16 protein-coding genes are annotated in these 20,198 nt (G+C 41.7%); all 16 read left to right on the forward strand.

Annotated features, from left to right (window positions below; all coding sequences use genetic code 11):
* Positions 1 to 6: 6 nt before the first annotated feature.
* The 16 genes from DCMF_RS00490 to ilvD all read left to right on the forward strand — a co-directional run bounded on the left by DCMF_RS00490 (position 7) and on the right by ilvD (position 20,154).
* Positions 7 to 1,044 (forward strand): DEAD/DEAH box helicase family protein, encoded by a 1,038-nt coding sequence (locus tag DCMF_RS00490; protein ID WP_148132615.1) that lies wholly within the window; start codon positions 7 to 9, stop codon positions 1,042 to 1,044.
* A 36-nt stretch (positions 1,045 to 1,080) separates the two neighbouring features.
* Positions 1,081 to 2,421 (forward strand): pyruvate kinase, encoded by a 1,341-nt coding sequence (gene pyk / locus DCMF_RS00495; RefSeq protein ID WP_148132616.1) that lies wholly within the window; start codon positions 1,081 to 1,083, stop codon positions 2,419 to 2,421.
* A gap of 455 nt (positions 2,422 to 2,876) precedes the next feature.
* Positions 2,877 to 3,920 (forward strand): tripartite tricarboxylate transporter substrate binding protein, encoded by a 1,044-nt coding sequence (locus DCMF_RS00500; protein WP_148132617.1) that lies wholly within the window; start codon positions 2,877 to 2,879, stop codon positions 3,918 to 3,920.
* A 36-nt stretch (positions 3,921 to 3,956) separates the two neighbouring features.
* Entirely contained in the window at positions 3,957 to 4,421 is a 465-nt protein-coding gene (locus DCMF_RS00505) for a tripartite tricarboxylate transporter TctB family protein (protein WP_148132618.1), read from the forward strand.
* A gap of 14 nt (positions 4,422 to 4,435) precedes the next feature.
* Positions 4,436 to 5,923, forward strand: a complete 1,488-nt coding sequence (locus tag DCMF_RS00510) for a tripartite tricarboxylate transporter permease (RefSeq protein ID WP_214658990.1) — start codon at positions 4,436 to 4,438, stop codon at positions 5,921 to 5,923.
* Between the two features lie 20 nt (positions 5,924 to 5,943).
* Complete coding sequence (locus tag DCMF_RS00515; RefSeq protein WP_148132619.1) at positions 5,944 to 6,432, forward strand: tripartite tricarboxylate transporter TctB family protein; 489 nt, start codon at positions 5,944 to 5,946, stop codon at positions 6,430 to 6,432.
* Between the two features lie 21 nt (positions 6,433 to 6,453).
* The gene (locus tag DCMF_RS00520) at positions 6,454 to 7,944 is read left to right on the forward strand and encodes a tripartite tricarboxylate transporter permease (RefSeq protein WP_148132620.1); all 1,491 of its coding nucleotides are present in this window, start codon (positions 6,454 to 6,456) and stop codon (positions 7,942 to 7,944) included.
* Between the two features lie 53 nt (positions 7,945 to 7,997).
* Positions 7,998 to 8,990: a tripartite tricarboxylate transporter substrate binding protein gene (locus DCMF_RS00525; protein WP_148132621.1), complete on the forward strand. Its 993-nt coding sequence runs from the start codon at positions 7,998 to 8,000 to the stop codon at positions 8,988 to 8,990.
* A gap of 147 nt (positions 8,991 to 9,137) precedes the next feature.
* Positions 9,138 to 10,394, forward strand: coding sequence for a nickel pincer cofactor-dependent isomerase, group 22 (locus tag DCMF_RS00530; protein WP_148132622.1), 1,257 nt, complete (start codon positions 9,138 to 9,140; stop codon positions 10,392 to 10,394).
* A 59-nt stretch (positions 10,395 to 10,453) separates the two neighbouring features.
* A complete protein-coding gene (locus DCMF_RS00535) occupies positions 10,454 to 12,238 on the forward strand; it encodes a sigma-54-dependent Fis family transcriptional regulator (protein WP_236860152.1) in 1,785 nt (594 codons plus the stop codon).
* Between the two features lie 352 nt (positions 12,239 to 12,590).
* On the forward strand, positions 12,591 to 14,048 hold the full coding sequence (locus tag DCMF_RS00545) for an NAD(P)/FAD-dependent oxidoreductase (RefSeq protein ID WP_148132624.1): 1,458 nt from the start codon (positions 12,591 to 12,593) through the stop codon (positions 14,046 to 14,048).
* Positions 14,045 to 15,292 (forward strand): NAD(P)/FAD-dependent oxidoreductase, encoded by a 1,248-nt coding sequence (locus DCMF_RS00550; protein ID WP_148132625.1) that lies wholly within the window; start codon positions 14,045 to 14,047, stop codon positions 15,290 to 15,292. The genes DCMF_RS00545 and DCMF_RS00550 overlap by 4 nt, the downstream gene beginning before the upstream one ends.
* Positions 15,289 to 15,654: a DUF1667 domain-containing protein gene (locus DCMF_RS00555; protein ID WP_148132626.1), complete on the forward strand. Its 366-nt coding sequence runs from the start codon at positions 15,289 to 15,291 to the stop codon at positions 15,652 to 15,654. Before DCMF_RS00550 ends, DCMF_RS00555 begins: the two co-directional genes overlap by 4 nt.
* Before the next feature lie 264 nt (positions 15,655 to 15,918).
* Positions 15,919 to 17,433 (forward strand): CoA-acylating methylmalonate-semialdehyde dehydrogenase, encoded by a 1,515-nt coding sequence (locus DCMF_RS00560; RefSeq protein ID WP_148132627.1) that lies wholly within the window; start codon positions 15,919 to 15,921, stop codon positions 17,431 to 17,433.
* A gap of 83 nt (positions 17,434 to 17,516) precedes the next feature.
* Positions 17,517 to 18,461, forward strand: a complete 945-nt coding sequence (locus tag DCMF_RS00565; RefSeq protein WP_214658991.1) for an NAD(P)-dependent oxidoreductase — start codon at positions 17,517 to 17,519, stop codon at positions 18,459 to 18,461.
* Positions 18,462 to 18,492: 31 nt separating this feature from the next.
* Positions 18,493 to 20,154 (forward strand): dihydroxy-acid dehydratase, encoded by a 1,662-nt coding sequence (gene ilvD, locus DCMF_RS00570; RefSeq protein ID WP_148132629.1) that lies wholly within the window; start codon positions 18,493 to 18,495, stop codon positions 20,152 to 20,154.
* Positions 20,155 to 20,198 lie beyond the last annotated feature (44 nt).

Consider the following 20,198-nt stretch of genomic DNA (forward strand, 5'->3'; position numbering starts at 1 on the left):
AGAAATATGTCTTATTTTACAGATAATTCAAATCATAAAACTCTTTACGCGCAGACGAGGAAATTTGTTGAGGCCAATATTGCTGTTCATTCAAACTGTACTGAATTGATTTATCCTGATATGTATATGGATCCTGAAGTGCAGAAACGGCAGCCTGAAAAGTGGCGCAGCGTTAATGGCTTAGGAGTAAGTCAAATAGTTGACCCTGCCGGGAAACCGGATGCGGTATTATATGTACTAAATGAAAGCGGCCCTAACTCTGACCTTCGTTTATTATACCATGAAAACGAATATGTCATTGCCGGTCCCTTGCTTGAGTTAGAAAAGAATCCGCCGGATCGCCGCTATACTGTTTATGGTTGTGGCGGCTTACTGACTAAAATTATGGTGACCACCCTGGAGGATCATCATGGCATTTGTAGCTTGCATGCTACAAGCATGTATTCTGAAAAAGACAATCATCTGCTTTTAGCGATCGGCGGGCCGGGCGCAGGTAAGACGATCCTATTATTGGAAGCCTGCCTGCGCAAAGGTTATAAGGTCTTAACGACAGAATATACGCATTTTAAAACTGCGGGGGATAGCATTATTTTCTATAAAGGATCTCTTTTTGACAATGTGAGAGTGGGAAATTTAATATATGATTTTCCCGAGTATGAAGCAATCTGGGGCAAAGAAATTATTACGGATACAAAAAATGTATGGGATACAAAAGTAGCTTTAGATTTTCAACCATTACAGGTGGAAGAAAATAAAATTATTAATCCTGAAGTTACAATTGTTTTTCCTAAAATTGAAAGTCAAAGGACAAGTGCTGATATCCAAACCATATCCTCCTATCAAACCCTATTCCAATTTTTTCTCAATGCAGGTGAACAAATAAATCGGCCTAGACTACTCTATGGGAGACTGCCTTTTTCATCCTTTGACAGTAAGAATAGAGGTATGCGGCGCCTCAAGCTGGTGCAAGATTTTCTTGATCAAGTCAATTTACGCGCGGTAAAAACAATTTTTGCCGGTGTGAAGAACTCCTGGCCGCTGTAAACGAAAACACTTAATCTCTTAATTAAAGGAGGAAAAATGAGACATACAAAAATACTTGCGACGATAGGGCCGGCATCATTTTCCGAAAAAGTATTAACTGAATTAATATCAACGGGGATCAGTGGCTGTCGAATTAATTTTTCTCATACCAGTTTTGAAAAAGCGGAAGAATTAATTTGGAAAATCCGCAAAGTTAGTGAAAAGCTTGCTAAACCTATTTGTATCCGGCAGGATCTGCAGGGGCCTAAAATAAGAATTGGGGAATTAGCGCAAGAGGAAGTGGTTTTACGGAGAGGCCAAGCCTTCAAACTTGCTCTGGGAAATATCATCGGTGATCAGGAATGTGCCGGTGTAGCTCAAAAAGAGTTTATGGAGGCTTTGCAGCCGGGAGCTACAGTGGTCATAGGCGATAACGAATTAAAGCTTGAGGTTATACATAAGGAAAGAGAAAGTGTTGATTGTAAAGTCATTATTGGCGGGGCGCTTAAACCCCAAAAGGGTGTAAGTGCGCCGGGTACTTTCATTGATTTTAAGGGTTTAACTAAAAAGGATTTAAGTGACTTGGATTTTGGGATCAGGCAAAAAGTTGACTGTGTTTCCATGTCTTTTGTACAAAGTGCTGATGACATTTATCGCCTAAAAGAAATTATTCGCGAGCAAAGTTCCCAGGTACCTGTTATTGCGAAAATTGAACAATACAATTCATTAAAAAATCTGGATGAAATTATAAAAGCCTCCGACGGCATCAGTATTGCGCGAGGAGATCTGGCTGTCGAGCGCCCCCTGGAGGAACTAGGGCTGATTCAAAAAGAAATCATTAGGCGATGTAACATCGCCGGTAAATTTGTGATGGCTGGTTCCGGAATATTACAAAATCTTAGAAAAAATTTATGGCCTACGAGAGCAGAAGTGAATGATGTTACGGCACTTATATTTGAAGGAATCGACGCGATCTCGTTTTCCGATGAGACGGCAATTGGTGATTACCCGGTGGAAAGCGTTCGTACCTTGGCAACTATTATCGAAAGTGTAGAAAAGGTGATCCTCACTCATCATACGGCCTCAGATAGTTTTTATCGAAACATAGATGCAAATTTTACATATGTTCAGGGGAAAGAGAGTCTGGTTTTGTGTACCGATACTTTGGAGCCGGTGGTGAAATTAGCAAAAATGCATTACACAGCTCCTCTTTTAGTAGGCACCAAATCCTCAAATGAGGCAAATTATCTTTCGAATTATTGGGGCGTGTATCCTATTTACTGCCCACCGGAATTAATGGGGCAGGAGATGTTTGACTATGTGGTCAATAAAGCAATTGCCCTGGGAATTATTGATAATAAAAACCCGATCATTAATTTGAATAATTATTGGGGTTGATATGATGGACTAATGCTCTTTTGGCAGCGGATGACATCGGCTGGAAAAATCAGAATTTATCATAACATAGAAAATTCCGACAAACCGGAGGGTTCCGAATATATGGAATCGCCGGCAAATATTTTTAGTAAGGTATGTGCGGAAATATGTTGGTATTACTGGAATAGAGGCTTCAGGGCCAGCGGATTGTTATCTGGCACGCAAATTGCATAGTATCATGAGTAACCAGTCTAACCTGCTTAAATGAAACGGGTTAGGCAAAACAAATTATAAAATTTTAAAATGGTTAAGGAGATGGTGCATGATTTTATAAAGAGATAAATTGATTTGATTCAGGCGGTTTAGTAGAAAAGACTGTATACTGTATTTCTCTATCAAAAAAAACGTGCAAAGGGAGAATATGTAAAATGTTGCTTTTATGCTCGATGGATTAATAATAATTGGGGGGTAAAGTAATGTTCAGAAATAAAAGGAATTTCCTGTTTAATTTTATAGGGTTACTGACATTAATTGCTTTGATGGTATTGGTTGCCGGATGTGGCTCGTCTGAGAAATTGGAAAATGAAGCAGAGCAGCAGCCGGAAGCTCAAGCGCCAGCTCCCGAGTTCCCGACTAAACCAATTACATTAGTTGTCTCTTGGGGGGCTGGCGGCGGTAACGATATTGTAGCCAGGTCTATTGCCGCTATAGCAGAGAAAGACTTAGGGCAACCGGTTAATGTCGTTAATGTTCCAGGTGCCGGTGCTGAGATTGGCTTCACGCAAATTGCCAAAGCCGAGCCGGATGGTTACACAATCGGCATGATTGCCACCCCAACTATTGGGCTGAATACACTAGACCGAGAAACAACTTATAAACTGGACGACTTTAAAATATTATTGGGACTGGCTTCTGATCCCCGCGTTATTGCGGTAGCAGCGGATAGTAAATTTCAAACGATTGAGGACCTGATCAAATATGGCAAGGATAACCCGGGAAAATTGCGCATAGGTCACGGCGGAGTTGGTACCCATGCCCAATATGCCGCCCTTGATTTCGGTGAGAAAAATGGCTTAGATATTATTGATGTTCCTTTTGAAGGCGCAGCAAGTGCGATAAGTGCCGTACTGGGAAAACATGTAGAAGCTTCTTGTCCTGCGGTTGGTGAAGTTTTATCTAATGTAAAGTCAGGTCAGATGAAAGTCCTCGTCGTTCTGGAAAATTCACGTTCTCCGGAGCTTCCTGATGTACCGTGTGCCAAAGACCTAGGCTGGGATATGGCCCATACTTCTGTCCGGGGTTTGATGGGCCCCAAAGATATGCCTCAAGACGTCGCGGATATTCTGACAAATGCATTTAAGAAGGCAATGGAAACAGAAGACTTTCAGAAACAGATGAAGGATGCGGGTGTAACGGTTCAGTATATGACTGGTGATGATTTAACTAAATTAGTACAGGATCATGTTGTGATCTATAAACCTATTGTTGAAGCTGTAAAGGCAAAACAGGAGAAGAAATAGTTTAATCTTAAGTCTTTGAAAGTGGGTTTATAAACGATGCATATGAACAAAGATATCGTATCATCAATAGCACTTTTGGCACTCGGCGCAATTTATAGTGTGTATTCCCTGCAATATAAAATTGGGGATATTATCTATGCGCCGGGTTCCGGTGCCTTCCCCCTTCTTATTGGGATTTTATTAATGCTATTGTCCGCGGTTTTGTTGTTTTTGAGTGTTAAAAAACAAAGAGCCATAAAAGAAAGGGCTGCTAAAGAGGCGCACAAATTTCATCTAAACAAAGCCTTTTGGCTCACCTGCATCGGCTTATTAATTTATACTTTCGTGATGCCTTTAATTGGATTTTTTCTTGCAACAGTTATATTGAATTTTTATTTAATTCGCGTATTAGGCGGCAAAGGATGGTTGGTCCCTTTGGTTATTTCATTAGCCCTTGGAGGATTACTGTATTGGCTCTTTGGCATGATGCTTAAAATTCCGGTCCCAACTTTTGGAATCTAAGGGGAGGTGAAATAATGCTTGAATCTTTATGGGCGGGGTTTGTTAATGTGATGCATCTTACCCCACTTTTGGCCTGCTTCGCAGGAGTTCTTATGGGCACACTGGTTGGTATATTACCTGGTATAGGCCCAAGTGGCACGATGGCTTTGATGCTTCCTTTTACCTTTTCCCTGGATCCGACCTCAGCTTTGATCATGCTGGCAGGTATCTATTATGGCGCCCAATACGGCGGCTCAACGACAAGTATTTTGTTGAATTTGCCTGGTGAGGCGTCTAGCGTGATGACGGCAATAGAAGGTTACCAGATGGCGAAGAAAGGCCGTGGCGGGGCCGCTTTAACCATCGCTGCCGTAGGTTCGTTTATAGCCGGTACGGTATCGATTTTTGGCTTGATTTTTCTCGGCCCGCCTTTAGCCAAGGCCGCATTAAGTTTTGGCCCTCCTGAAATTTTTAGTATCATGGTCCTTGGTTTTGTGATTCTTTCTACGATCAGCGGGGGGTCTACACTTAAATCGGGCTTAATGATCCTGGTAGGGTTGATGGTAGGAACCGTTGGATTTGATAATATTTCAGGGGTTGTTCGGTTTACCTTCGGGTCAACAACTGCCATGGATGGCATCGAATTTATTCCTGTTGTGATGGGTATATTCGGCATTGCCGAGATATTATGGTCATTGGTAGGTAACGAGGAAGAGATTAAGCCTGCCTCAATCCGCCTTAGGGATTTATATCCCAATCGAGAAGAAATTTCGCGTAGTGTTGCCCCTGTATTCCGAGGTAGTATTTTAGGCTTTTTAATTGGATTAATCCCGGGACCATCAGCAGTTATATCGACGATGGTTTCATACGCTGCGGAAAAACGATTATCTAAGCATGGTAATTTTGGACAAGGTGCCATTGAAGGTATAGCGGGACCTGAATCAGCCAACAATGCCACAAGTACCGGAGCACTCATTCCTCTCTTGGTTTTGGGCATACCTTTTGCACCACCCACCGCCATTCTATTAAGCGGCCTGATGTTGCAAGGCATTATTCCGGGACCATTGCTATTTACCCAGCATGCGGATATTTTTTGGGGCTTGGTAGCAAGCATGTATATTGGCAATGTCTTATTGTTGATTTTTAACTTACCATTAGTGGGTGTATTTGCCAGTCTCTTAAGAATTCGCCCTGCTTACCTGAATACACTGATTATCTCCCTTTGCTTAATAGGGGCCTTTAGTCTTTCGAATAGAATGTTTGAGATGTGGATAGTTGTTGTGTTTGGTATTATTGGTTTCCTAATGCAGTATTTTGGCTATAAAGGGGCACCATTGGTGTTGGGAATTGTTCTGGGGCCCATGCTGGAGACAAATTTTCGCAGATCACTAATTATGTTGGCAAATCCGGCGGCATTTTTAGAAAGGCCGATTACAGTAACTATTTTGCTGATCGCGACACTGATTATCATACTTCCTTTTGTTTTGGAGCGGATCAGAAAAACGGGAGAAAAAAGAGCTTAATAGCAGAGGGAGGGCTATATATGAATAAAGTTGTGGACGGACTGTTGTTATGTCTAGGTGCTTACTTTTTCTGGAACTCTAACGCCTTTGATATTAATAACGTTACAGGGGATGTAGGCCCTGCCTTCTTCCCTAAGTTAATGGCTGTATGTCTTCTGATACTGGTAGTAAGTGATCTTTATTTAAATATTCGTAAAGATCGCAAGATGAGGAAAGTAGAAAAACCCCAAAATAAGGACATAAACTTACCTAGTTTTTTACCAAAGGCAAAAAAGGTATATGCTTCATTAGGGATACCGAATGTTACTCTAATTATGATTGCCTTGACCATTGTCTATTTATTGTTATTACCCCTGATGGGCTTTGCCATTAGTACAGTAATATATACAATAGCTATGATGCTTATTTATGGAGTTCATAGTAAAAAGGTTTTATTCTGGGGAGGTTTTTTTAGCATTATAGTTATCTATTTAATATTCAGCAAGTTATTGTTGGTACCTCTGCCATAAAGAGATTAGGAGGTGGACAGTTTGTTGGAAAACTTATTGACGGGGTTAAGCTTAGCCATGCAGTGGGAACAGCTGCTTGCGATAGTAGTAGGCGCAATAGCGGGATATTTTGTAGGTATTGTACCAGGTTTGGGGTCGGCAACAGGAGTCGCTATTATAGTCCCGTTTACCTTTGGATTGGATCCTCTTGTGAGCCTGGCTATGTTAACCGCTTTATACGGTGCAGCTGAATACGGAGGGTCAGTAACAGCGATTTTACTTAATATCCCCGGTGAAGCGTCAGCCGCTGCAACTTGCTTTGATGGATACGCTTTATCTGAAAAAGGATTCCCCGGTAAAGCCCTGGGAATATCAATAACTGCATCGGGATTTGCAGGTGTTATCGGCACAATAGGCCTGGTTGCTTTGTCCGCGCCCCTGGCTAAATTTGCCTTAGCTTTTGACTCTGCCGAATATTTCATGCTTGCTCTATTTGGGATTACCGTAGTAGGCGCACTTTCCGGCGAAAATCTATTGAAGGGTTTTATCTCTGTATTTTTTGGGCTGCTTTTAACAAGTGTAGGTATTGATCAAATTACGGGTCAGATCCGTTATGCTTCTATGCCGGAAATATTTGATGGGATCCCTTTTATTGTTGCATTAATAGGTTTATTTGGCATAAGCGAGATTCTCATTAGTTTAGAAGAAAAGCAAGAGAAAGGAGGACTGCGCACTGTAGGGCAACTTCCAAGTCTCAAGGAAACTATTCATTGCCTGCCGGCTATGACGAGAGGAAGCATAATTGGTTTCTTATTGGGCATATTTCCAGGCGCCGGTAAGGCGGTGGCCTCTTTCATTGCATATAACGAGGAAAAAAGGGCCTCTCGTTATCCTGAAAAATTCGGTACCGGGGTTCTTGAAGGAGTTGCCGCGCCGGAAGCAGCCAATAACTCCGTTGTAGGCGGTGCCTTTGTTCCCCTTTTAAGCCTGGGTATTCCTGGCTCGGGTACAGCGGCCGTTATTCTTGCCGCGTTTTTAATTCATGGATTGCAGCCGGGTCCTTCATTATTTACGAAGCATCCGGATATTGTGTATGGCCTTTTTGCCTGTTTGTTAATCGGAAACATTGTTATGGTTATGATGGGCTTGGGCTTAGCAGGCCAGTGGGGAAAGCTTACTTTGATACCGAAAAATATATTACTTCCCATTGTGATGGTAATCTGTGTTATCGGCGCCTATACTGTGACCAATAATATGGTGGCTATTTGGATTGCCCTTATTTTTGGTATCATTGGTTATTTTTTCCGCAGAGTGGATATACCTGTAGCACCTATCGTATTGGCCCTGGTTTTAGGGTCCATGATAGAAAGCTCTTTCAGGCGTGCTCTAGTATCATCTGTGGGGGATTACAGCATATTTTTTACCCGGCCCATAAGTCTTGTCCTTTTCTTACTAACAGTGCTATCAATAGTTTCTACATTCTTACGCTTACGTAAACAAAGAAGTCGAGAAAAAGATGGAGGTGAGTCCTAGAGATTTTAATGTGTAGACTATGGTGATGAAGAATAAAAGGGAGGTAAAGAGGTATGCGTAAGTTAAGTATGGTTGGATTAACGATTTTGATGGTTTTCGCCTTAGTTCTGACGGCGGCTTGTTCAAGTGGGACACAAGAAGGAAACGACACCAGTCAACCGGCAGAGCCGGAGAAAATTTCCTATCCCGAGAAGCCCATTGATTTTATTGTGCCTTTTGCAGCCGGGGGAGGCACTGATTTAAATGCCCGTGTCATTGAAAAACTTGCAGAGAAATATCTGGGTCAACCTGTGGTAATTGTAAACAAGGAGGGAGCAGGGGGGCAAGTAGGTTACGAGCTAATCGCTCAGGCGAAGCCGGATGGATATACCATAGGTTATCTAAATTTACCCGGTGCCATCCAAATTGCTGCTGACCGGGAAACGAAATATGATCCCTTAAATAGCTATGAACCCATCATCATGCAAGTATTAGAGCCCAAATTGGTAGCAGTACGTAAAGAGGCACCTTGGCAAACAATGCAGGAATACATTGATTATGCAAAAGCCAATCCTGGCAAATCAAAAGCGGCTAATAATGGGCCCGGTAGTGCTAATGAGCTTGCCATGAAAATGTTTGCTGATAAGGCTCAAATTGAGGTAACCCATGTTCCTTATGATGGGGCAGGAAAAATGATGGCTGCTTTACTAGGAGGCCATGTGGATATTGCACCTTTGGGGGTTTCTGAATTTAATACCAATGCGGAACAATTAAGGGTGTTGGCAGTCTTTAGTAAGGAAAGAATTAAAGAATTAAAAGATGCCCCAACTGCTAAAGAGCAAGGGCTGGATTTAGACCTTTCAGCGCGCAGAGGCATAGTAGCACCAAAAGGGACACCCCAAGAAATAGTAAATTTCTTACATGATAATCTGAAAAAAATGTGGGAAGATCCGGAGTATATTCAAATGATGGAACAGATTAACGCCATCCCTCTTTATATGAATGGGGAAGATTTCACGAAACGTATTCAAGAGGAACAAAAAATGATTGATGAATTAGCCAAGTAAAGAAGATTCCATTGTTAAAAGGGCTCCATTTTATCCGTTCGAAATATACATTTATTTATGTGAAAGTAGATATCTTTATGTAATAAAGACTGTCAATGAGTCCTTGTTGACAGTCTTTATTAAACCGATACGTGTGGAGGTTTAATTATGAAATTTCCTTTTTTTTATGCTGTACAGAAATTATTTCGACAGAAACAAATTTCAGACGTAGTTGGAGAATTAGATCAGGCGCTTCAACAAGTGGAATTTAAAAGTATGTTTACCCCCGGAGAAAGAATCGCAATTACTGTCGGGAGTAGAGGGATTGATAACCTAAGTTTAATCATAAATACTTTGGTAAGCAGATTAAAATTGATCGGAGCACTACCTTTTATCGTACCCGCGATGGGAAGCCATGGAGGGGCTACCCCTGAGGGACAATTAGAAGTGTTAGAAAGTTTAGGTATTTCCCCGGAGACCGTAGGTGCTCCCATTATTTCAGATATGGCAGTTGTGGATCTCGGTAAAACAGATAATGGTGCTATCGTTTACATGGATAAGAATGCTTTTGAAGCGGATGGCATTGTAGTAGTTAACAGGATCAAGCCCCATACAAGATTTAAAGCTGAGAATGAAAGCGGCTTAATGAAAATGATTGCGGTAGGCCTGGGCAAACATAAGGGATGCATTGAAATGCATAACTATGGATTATACCCTACTATTGTCAAAGCTGCGCGGGTGGCATTAGCAAAGGCACCTATCAGATTAGGGATAGGAATCGTAGAAAATGCATACGACCGCACGGCGAGAATTGTAGCTATTGCTAACCAAAACTTTGAATCTACAGATGCATGTCTCCTGAAAAAGGCCAAAAGTTTAATGCCATCTTTACCTGTGGATGATATTGATCTGCTTGTTGTGAAAGAAATGGGCAAAAATATCAGTGGAACCGGTATGGATGTGAATATTCTGGGAAGAGTTACCAGCCCTTTATTAAATGATGTTGATACGCCAAGAATTAAGAGAATTGTAGCATTGGATTTAACGGATGCCTCTCATGGAAATGCACTTGGAATGGGGCTGGCCGATATAGTTCCGCGCAGATTAGCAAATAAGATAAATTTCAATGCAACCTATGCAAATGTTGTATCGGCAGGGGTGCTCGATAGGGGTAAATTGCCTGTAGTATTAGAAAGCGATAAGGATGCTATTGAAGTAGCCTTAAAATCAATAGAGAGGCTAGATTATCAAAAGGCACGGATCGTTATTATCCGCAGTACACTAGAGCTGGGTAATCTAATTGTATCTGAGGAAATATATAGAGATATTACTAACTTATCTGATGTTTGTTTAAGTGAAAATAGATTTGATTTGGCATTCGATGCAGATGGAAATTTAAGTAATAAATGTTTTCTAGCGCCATGATATTATTTTGAAATATATTATGTAATAAATGTAAATTTTGTTTGAAAGGGGGTTTTATAATGTTAGTACAAGATGTTATGCGAATCAATCCCGTGGTCCTTTCTGAAGACAATCAAATCCAGGAAGTTTGTAAAAGATTAACTGCTTTGGAGTCAGCATGTGCGATTGTTCTAAATAGGAAAGGTGAAGTAGCCGGAATTTTTGGGGGAAAAGAATTGATTAAAGTGATAACTTCACCAGAATACTTTCTTTTACCTGTAGGCAGTGCAATGACCGAAGTAAGTCCTGCCCGAATCGGGCAATTTGTTGATGAAGTTATACATGATAGCAATGACATTATTCCGGTTGTGGATGATGCTGATCATCCGGCAGGGTTACTTTATAAAACAGATTTGCTTAGAACTCTCTTAAAGCAGGAAAATGATTATTCAGGTGAAGTGCTCGATGTGACAGAATATAAATACATTTTGGAAACAATTGTAAATAACCCTTATGAAGGTATCATGGTTGTTAATGAAAAGGGCTTTATTATCATGATGAATCAGGCTTATGGAGAATTCTTAGGCAGGGATCCCCAAAAAACTATTGGGAAATTTGTTGGGGATGTAATAGAAAATACCCGTATGCAAATTGTATTGGAAACGGGAAAGGCGGAACTTTTACAGGTGCAGAGAATTAATAACCATGATATTGTTTGTAATCGAGTTCCGATTAGAAAAGGCAATAAACTTATTGGCGCATTTTGTCAGGTGCTCTTTCGAGATGTTGTTGAGTTTAAGAATCTGGCTAAAAATATGGATCAACTAAAATTAGAACTGCAATATTATAAAAGTGAGTTTGATAAGCGACAAGGGACAAAATATACCATTGATAGCATTGTCGGCATGAATGCCAAAATAATAAGACTTAAAGAATTACTTTTAAAAGCAGGACGCACTAACTCAACGGTTTTAATTCAAGGTGAAAGTGGCACGGGAAAGGAATTATTTGCCCATGCTCTTCATAATGCCAGCTACAGGAGAATGGGCCCTTTTATCAAAGTTAATTGTGCCGCTTTACCAGAGACACTGCTGGAGTCCGAACTGTTTGGCTATGACACAGGTGCTTTTACTGGTGCTAAAAAAGGGGGGAGCATGGGTAAATTTGAATTAGCCCAAGGCGGAACCATTTTTTTAGACGAAATTGGCGACATGCCTCTTGGTATGCAAGCTAAAATATTAAGGGTGCTGCAAGAAAGAGAAATTGAAAGACTGGGGTCCGGAAATTCTATACCTGTGGATGTTAGGATAATAGCCGCCACTAACCAAAACTTAGAGGAATTAGTTAAGAAAGGTGAGTTTAGGCAAGATCTTTTTTATAGACTGAACGTTGTGCCCTTAAATATCGTTCCATTAAGGGAAAGGCGAGAAGATATTCCTTTGTTGGTAGAATATTTATTGTTGAAATTAGCCAATAAACCGGGGTTTTCTAAAAAGCAAATTAGCCCTGAGGCTTTGGATATATTGGTCAATGGACATTGTTGGCCTGGAAATGTAAGGGAACTGGAAAATATTTTAGAGCGGGCATTAAATTTTATGGGCGAAAGCAGCTTACTTAAGCCTGTTCATCTTCCGCTGGAAATTTTCAGTAAAAACATGAATAGAAAGCATGATTTTACACAGTTTGTTTCTTTAAAAAATAGTTTAGAAGAAATTGAGCATATGCAGCTGGAAAAGGCTCTAATTGCAACGGAAGGGAATACCATTAAAGCTGCAAAGCTCTTGGATATAAGTAAATCCACCCTTTATGAAAAAATTAAGAAATATGGCATTATATTAAAAGATGATCTTTCAAAGATAGGGTAGTAAAGTAATTATGCGCCAAAAGTAAAGGAGTGTCGTAAAATTGCTTCTTTCATAAGTAGTTAACGATGCTCCTTTTCTTATGAAAAATCAGCTTAGAAATTATATAAACTTTGGCTAAACATAATGGGAAATGTCCGTATGGGCGGAAGATTTCCGAATCAATGGAATCATAACCCCAATAATTTTTATAACATAAAACGATCAAAATATGAGGTAAATAGCGGAATAGAGGTTTACTATTTTGTTTGTTTTATAGTGGCACGCAAATTGCAAATGTTTTATGATCGTGGCGATACAAAGTATCGGAAGCCACAAGAAAAAAATTAAGAATGCGGCTATAAAAGGGGTGAGAATGATACAACAATTCGATGTCATTGTAATTGGGGGAGGGGTGATCGGCAGCGCCATTTCCAGAGAACTCTCCCGGTATAAACTGAAAATCGGCGTACTGGAAAAAGAACTTGATGTGGCTTGCGAAACCAGCGGCCGGAACAGCGGCGTCGTTCATTCCGGTTTTAACAACAAGCCGGGGACACTGATGGCTAAGTTCTGTGTGGAGGGCTGCCTTGGTTTTAAAAAAGTAGCCGGGGAATTGGATCTGCCCTTCAAAAGAACGGGTAAGCTGATCGTGGGTTTCACCCGCGCGGACCTGGATCAGTTGGAAGAGATGAAGGAACAAGGGGACCGGAATGGAACGACTGGATTAAGGATCCTTTCTAAGAAAGAGATTAAGCAGATAGAGCCTAACATAGAAGGAGAAGCAGCTCTTTATTCTCCCATGACAGGCATTGTCAACCCTTTTATTTTCAACATTGCCCTGGCTGAAAACGCCTGCCAAAATGGGGTAAAGTTCTTTTTTAACAATGAGGTTCGGCGTATCAAGCGTATTCAGGATTATTATGCGCTTACAACGCCAAGCGGAACATATCGCGCAAAATGGGTTATCAATAGTGCCGGATTATATGCGGATCGGGTAGCAGAGATGGCTGGAGTTACAGGATACCAGATCTATCCTTGCCGGGGTGAGTATTTTGTTCTCGATAAGGAAGCCAGCCAATATCTGAAAATACCGGTTTATCCCGTGCCTAATAGAAAAGCGGGGGGACGGGGGATCCATCTTACACCCACCACAGACGGCAACGTCCTTATCGGTCCCAGCGTAGAATATATAGAGGAAAAAGATGATTATGCTACAACTCAGGATGCTATAGATATGCTGATCAGAGCGGGGACAAAGCTGCTTCCCCGGTTAAAAAAAGAGTATTTTATTAGAAATTTTGCCGGCGTGAGGCCTAAATTAGTAGATAAGGAAACAGGCGGTTCTTGTGATTTTGTCATCATCGAAAAGGATGTCGCCCCAGGCATGATCAATTTGATCGGGATGGAATCACCCGGACTGACCAGTGCGGTTCCCCTCGCCAGGGAAATCGTTGACAGAATCAGACAGAAAGAAATCCTTCTGGAAAAGGATGATTTCAATCCGTGCAGAAAAGGAATCCTTTGCTTCCAGGAGCAACCTGATGAGATAAAAGCGCAGCTGATCAAAGAGAACCCTAATTATGGGGAGATCATCTGCCGCTGTGAGCATATTACCAAGCAAGAGATCCTGGAGGCAGTCCATAACCCCCTGGGTGTGGATACGATCGTCGGCATGAAAAACCGGACCCGGGCGATGATGGGACGGTGCCAGGGGGGATTTTGCCAGTCAAGGATTGCTGAAATCATTCTGCAGGAAAAAGGAAAAAATGCTGACGATATCATGTATGCCAGAACCGGCGGGAAAATGTTTTATGGGAGTGTAAGGCCATGAATGAAATAAATATAGAAGAAAAAGATGCCGTTATCATCGGCGCCGGTCCTGCCGGACTAGCTGCAGCCCTGATGCTGAAGAAAAAAGGAATTAAAAACATTGTGATCCTGGAAAGAGAAAAAAATCCCGGCGGCATTCTGCGCCAGTGCATTCATGACGGATTTGGCCTGGTGCGGTTTAAAGAACAGTTAAGCGGTCCGGAATATGCCCAAAAATTTATTGATGAAATATTGGCTCAGAATATTTCTCTGTACACGGGAGCGGCCGTTACCGGTCTTACAAAAGACCGCTTAGTAACGGTTGTGACAAAAGACGGCTTAAGAAAGTACCAGGCAAAAGCAGTGATTCTGGCCATGGGGTGCAGGGAAAGGACCAGGGGCGCACTGGGCATACCCGGTACCAGGCCGGCGGGAATTTATACGGCAGGTGTGGCGCAAAGTTTCATTAATTTGAAAAATCTGATGGTGGGTCACAAAATCGTCATCCTGGGGTCCGGGGATATCGGTTTGATTATGGCACGAAGATTGACTTTAGAAGGTGCGGAAGTCTTGGCCGTCATTGAAAAGCTTCCTTATCCCAGCGGGCTGCCCAGAAATATTCAACAGTGCCTCAATGATTACGGGATCCCTCTTTATTTACGGCATACTGTTACGGATATAAAGGGCAGGGGGCGGGTGGAGAATGTTACCGTCAGTCAGGTGGATGATGCTGGATTACCGGTACCGGGAACTGAGAAAGAGTATGCTTGCGATACAGTGGTTCTTTCTGTGGGTCTGATACCGGAAAATGAATTAACAAAACAGGCGGGTATTGCTATCGATCCGAGGACAAATGGGCCTATTGTTGATGAAAATATGCACACGAGTGTGGACGGTATCTTTGCGGCGGGGAATGTACTGCACGTTCATGATTTGGTCGACTATGTTTCCTGGGAGGGCGAGAAACTTGGCCAGGCAGCGGCGCGCTATATCACAGGGCAGACTCTGCCGGCCCCTTTGATTAAAATTTTGCCGGACAGCTCTATCGGAAACATTGTGCCCCAGGTCATCAGCGGAGGTCAGGATGTGGAGATTTCTTTAAGAGTGGGCAGGCCGTGGCGTGATCGCGCTATTGTTTTTAAACAGGGGGATGCAGTGATTAAAAAAGTGAAGCAAAAGAGGTTGAATCCACCGGAGATGGTACATGTCAAATTAAAAAAAGATAGCCTAAAGAGCGGAAAGAACATAATGGTGGGAGTGGAATGATGAAGAAAGAAATTACATGTATCATATGTCCGAACAGTTGCGGGATTGCCATCGAGATGGAAGGCAATGAAATAAAAAGCATTGCCGGAGAAAGTTGTAAAAAAGGCTTGGCATATGCACGTCAGGAGATTAGGGACCCGCGTAGAACCGTCACGACACTTGTAAAAGTAAAAGGCGGAGATCTGCCGCTGGTCAGTGTCAGAACGACGAAGCCCATACCAAAGGATAAGATATTTACCGCCATGGCTGAGATAAAAAAAATGGAAATTGAAGCACCTGTAAATATTAATCAGGTGATCATCCCTAATGTGGCCAATTTGGATGCAAAGATTATTGCCACAAAAAACGTCCTCAAGGCTTAAAACATATTCCCTAAAGAAACAGTAATAGTAAGGATCGGTAAAGAAGGTCCGGGTAAGTGGAAAATTCCGAATACATGGAAGTGTCCTTTAAAAATTTTTTCGTGGATACTATGAAATTATTGCGTTAACAGCGGAACCGGTTTAACCCTTTGTTGGTTGTGATTATGGCATGAGAATTGCATGGAGAGTTAAAAAAGGACGGAGTAAAGCAGTCTGATGCTAAGGGAAAAACGTTAAAAAAGAAAATAAGAGGAGGCAATTTAATTGGTTAAGAGGCTGAAATATTTTACAAATGGGGAATGGAAAAATTCGAAAACGGAAAAGTATATGCCGGTTTATAATGCAAGTACCGGTGAATTAATGGCGGAAACTCCCTGTTGTACCAGAGAAGAGGTTAATGAAGCAATACAGGCTGCGCAGGACGCATTTCCTGCCTGGTCTAACATGCCTGTACAAAAAAGAACGGAGATCATGTTTAATTTTAAGCATATCCTTGATAATCATGTAGATGAATTAGCAACAATTCTCTCCATGGAAATGGGCAAAAGCCTAGATGAGGCCAGAGGAGAAATTTTCAAGACCATAGAAGTGGTGGAACTTGCTTGTGGGACCCCCATGATGATGCAAGGAGATTCCTTAATGGAAGTATCCGCCGGGCATGATACTGTTTTATATCGGGAGCCAATGGGTGTATTTGCCGGGATAGTTCCCTTTAACTTTCCGGCGATGATTCCTTTCGGTTGGCTGATTCCTTTATGTATAACGACGGGGAATACTTTTGTATTAAAAGCTGCCAGTATGGTACCACAAACAGGTATGAGACTATTGGATTTGTTGGTGGAAGCAGGATTGCCTGCAGGGGTCGTGAACTTAGTAACATGTAGCAGAAAAGAAGCGGAGATTGTTCTTGAGCATCCGGATATAAAAGGGGTTTCATATATAGGTTCTACGAAGGTGGGCAGACACATATATAAGACAGCTGCGGCAAATGGGAAGAGGGTGCAGGCTCTTTGCGCAGCGAAAAATCATGGTTTAGTTTTAAAAGATGCCGTACTTACCAGGGTGGCACGAGGAATAATAAACTCCGGTTTCGGTTGTGCCGGCGAACGTTGCATGGCTTTACCGGTCGTTGTTGTTGAAGAGGAAATAGCCGATAAGTTCGTATCTTACCTGGTACAATTCGCTAAGGAGCGAAAAATCGGATGTGCTTATGATCCAGAGACGGAATTAGGTCCTGTTATTAATGCTGCACATAAAGAATCTGTCAATGACTGGATTGGTAAAGGGATTGAAGAAGGGGCAACTCTTTTATTAGATGGAAGAGATGTTGTAGTTCCGGGTTTTGAAAAAGGCTTTTTTGTGGGCCCCACCATCTTTGATAATGTTACTGAAGAAATGACAATCGGTAGCCAGGAAATATTTGGTCCGGTCTTATGCATCAAAAGAGTAAAAAATTTTGAAGAAGGTCTTGCCCTGATGAATGCCAATGAATTTGCAAATGGTTCTTGTATTTTTACCCAAAACGGATATTATGCAAGAGAATTTGCGCGCCGAACAAATGGTGGGATGGTAGGCGTTAACGTGGGCATCCCTGTTCCGGTAGCATATTTTCCTTTTGCCGGGCATAAGAATTCATTTTTGGGGGACCTGCATGTTTATGGCAAAGATGGGGTGGCTTTCTTTACAGAAGTTAAAGTCGTTACTTCCCGATGGTTTACGGAAGAGGATATCTATGATATCAAGATTAGTACATGGGAAGGAACTATTACTAAAGAATAAATATTACGACAGCTTAATAGGACTAAATACACGTTTTCCGGCTAATTTTTCAAATTTATGTTGTTATGATAGGAGATTTTGGTATGTCTGCAATGGAGGTACTTATGAAAAAAATAATCGTAGTTTCTGATTTAAGAGATGTAGGATTAGAGATTCTAAAGTTAGAAAATCAGGTTAATTATTGTCCGGAAATTACAAGAGAGGATTTGCTTGCACAAATATGTGATTACGATGCACTTATAGGACGGTCTGTATGTCCTATAGACAAAGAAATTATTAAGAAGGGAGTAAAATTAAAAGCAATAGGTGTGCCGGCGGTAGGTGTAAATCATATAGATGTTGATTATGCCCAAAGTCAAAATATCAAAATCTTTAATGTTCCCGGCGTTAACTCGGATTCGGTGGCCGAGTTTACGATCGGACATATGGTAAACTTGTGCCGCCATATTGGGAAGGCCACTTTTGATACCAAAAAAAAGATATGGGATAAAAATTTCTATTTTGGACGAGAGATTGCCAATAAAAACCTTGGAATTATTGGTCTCGGTCGAATCGGTTCCAGGGTAGCGCGTATTGCTAATGCCATGAAAATGAATGTGTATGCGACGGACCCTTATATTGATTTAGATAAATTTAAAGAGGTAAATGCAGAGAAGTTAACTTTGGAAGAATTATTGGCAGTTTCAGATATTATTACAATGCACGTTCCTTTAACTCAAGAGACAAACAACATGATCTCAAAACTGCAAATTAATCTGATGCGCCAAGGAGCCTATTTGCTTAATCTTTGTCGTGGCGAAGTGCTGGATGAAGAAGCTGTAGCCGATGCCTTAGATTCAGGCCATTTGGCCGCTGTTGCTGCGGATGTGATTATTGGTGAACCAAGGCCTGGGGGAAAATTAATAGCCTCCAGGTTATTACAGACAGAGAATTTTATGGTTACCCCACATATAGGGGCTTGGACTATGGAAGCACAAGATAGAGCAGCAAGTATGGTGGCTGAAGCTATAATTGAAGCATTAAAGTAAAATCTGACTGGAATGTCTGAAGGTGAGTTTTATGAATAAAATTGAAAACTGGCGTTCTCTTAGACGTGAATTGCTCTTCTATTCCATGGGATATACCAAAAGTACTGCTAGAAAGCCGCTGATCGCTATTGTTAATAGCTGGAGCGAACTAAATCCGGGACATTATCATTTGCGGGAGTTAGCTGCGGCCGCGAAGCGCGGGGTTTGGCAGGCGGGAGGGACGCCGCTTGAATTTAATACCGTTTCCATCTGCGATGGTTTTGCTTTAGACAAGCGTTATAATTTGCCTTTTCGCGACCTGATCGCATTTACAATAGAGATGTCTTTACGGGCTCATGAGTTTGATGGGGCGGTATTTTTAACTACCTGTGACAAGAATGTTCCTGCCCATTTAATGGCAGCAGCTAGAGTAAATCTGCCGTCCATATTTGTCACAGGGGGACCTATGCTACCGGGAAGGTTTCAAGGGAAAGATATAGTTTGCTGTACAGATGGTCGACCTATGTTTGGGAAGTACATGACTGGGGAATTAAATGAAGAAGATTTTCAGGAATTTTGTCTGGCCAGTCATGGCAGCGTTGGGGCATGTGGAATGATGGGCACAGCGAATACGATGCAGTGCCTTGTAGAAGGCTTAGGTATGAGTTTGCCGGGTTGTGCAACATCTCATGCTGTCTCTCCTTCTAAATACCGGCTGGCTGAAGAAAGCGGCAGACAAATAATGGAACTGGTGGCTAGAAAAATAACAGCATCTGCAGTTATGACAAAAGAGGCTTTCGATAATGCCATAAGATTATTTATGGCATTGGGGGGGTCGACTAACGGAATTCTTCATCTTTTAGCTATCGCCAAAGAAGCCGGTTGTTCATTACAACTTGAAAATTTTGAAAGCATCAGCAATGAAACCCCATTTTTATGTAATGTTAGACCATCCGGTAAATATACTCTTCGTGACTTTGACGAAGCCGGCGGTATTCCCGTAATGATGAAGCATCTGGAGCCGTTACTTAACACAGAAGTGATGACTGTTACAGGGAAAGCACTGAAAGATAATCTGGCCAATATCAGACCCAAAAGCAATGATGTTATTTCTGGCCTGAATGATCCTTTGAGTAATAATGGTGGAATCACAATACTAAAGGGAAATCTTGCCCCGGGAGGTGCAGTGGTAAAAAGAACGGCTTTTCCCAAAAACAGATTTATCCATAAAGGTAGAGCCCGGGTCTTTGATTCCTTGATAAAAGTTGAAGAAGGATTGGAAAATGGAACCATTACATTGGATCAAAGTGAAGTTTTAATAATTCGGTATACAGGGCCCAAAGGGGGACCGGGGATGCCGGAATTGCATATTAGTCCGATTTTTCATGCAAAAGGTCTGCAAGATATGGTTATTGTCACGGATGGGAGGACATCCGGCAGTACAAAAGGGGCGATGATTCTTCATGTAGTACCGGAAGCGGCAGACCATGGCCCTATCGCCGCGGTTCAGGATGGTGATATGATTGAGTTGAATGTTTACGACCATCGCATTAATGTTTTAATTCCTGAAGAGGAAATACTTAATCGACTTCATTCATTAGGCGACTTTAAAGAGGAAAACGATTCATTTTCCACGGGCTGGATGAGATTGTATCAAGCTATGGTTAGCAGTGCTAGTGAGGGGACAATCATGAGTGTTGACAATGAGAAGTAACATGAATGTAGATATATACGCACAAGAAGCTGACTAATCTAGAG

It is taken from the genome of Candidatus Formimonas warabiya (assembly GCF_002777255.1).
In the GTDB taxonomy this organism is placed as follows: Bacteria; Bacillota; Dehalobacteriia; order Dehalobacteriales; family Dehalobacteriaceae; genus Formimonas; species Formimonas warabiya.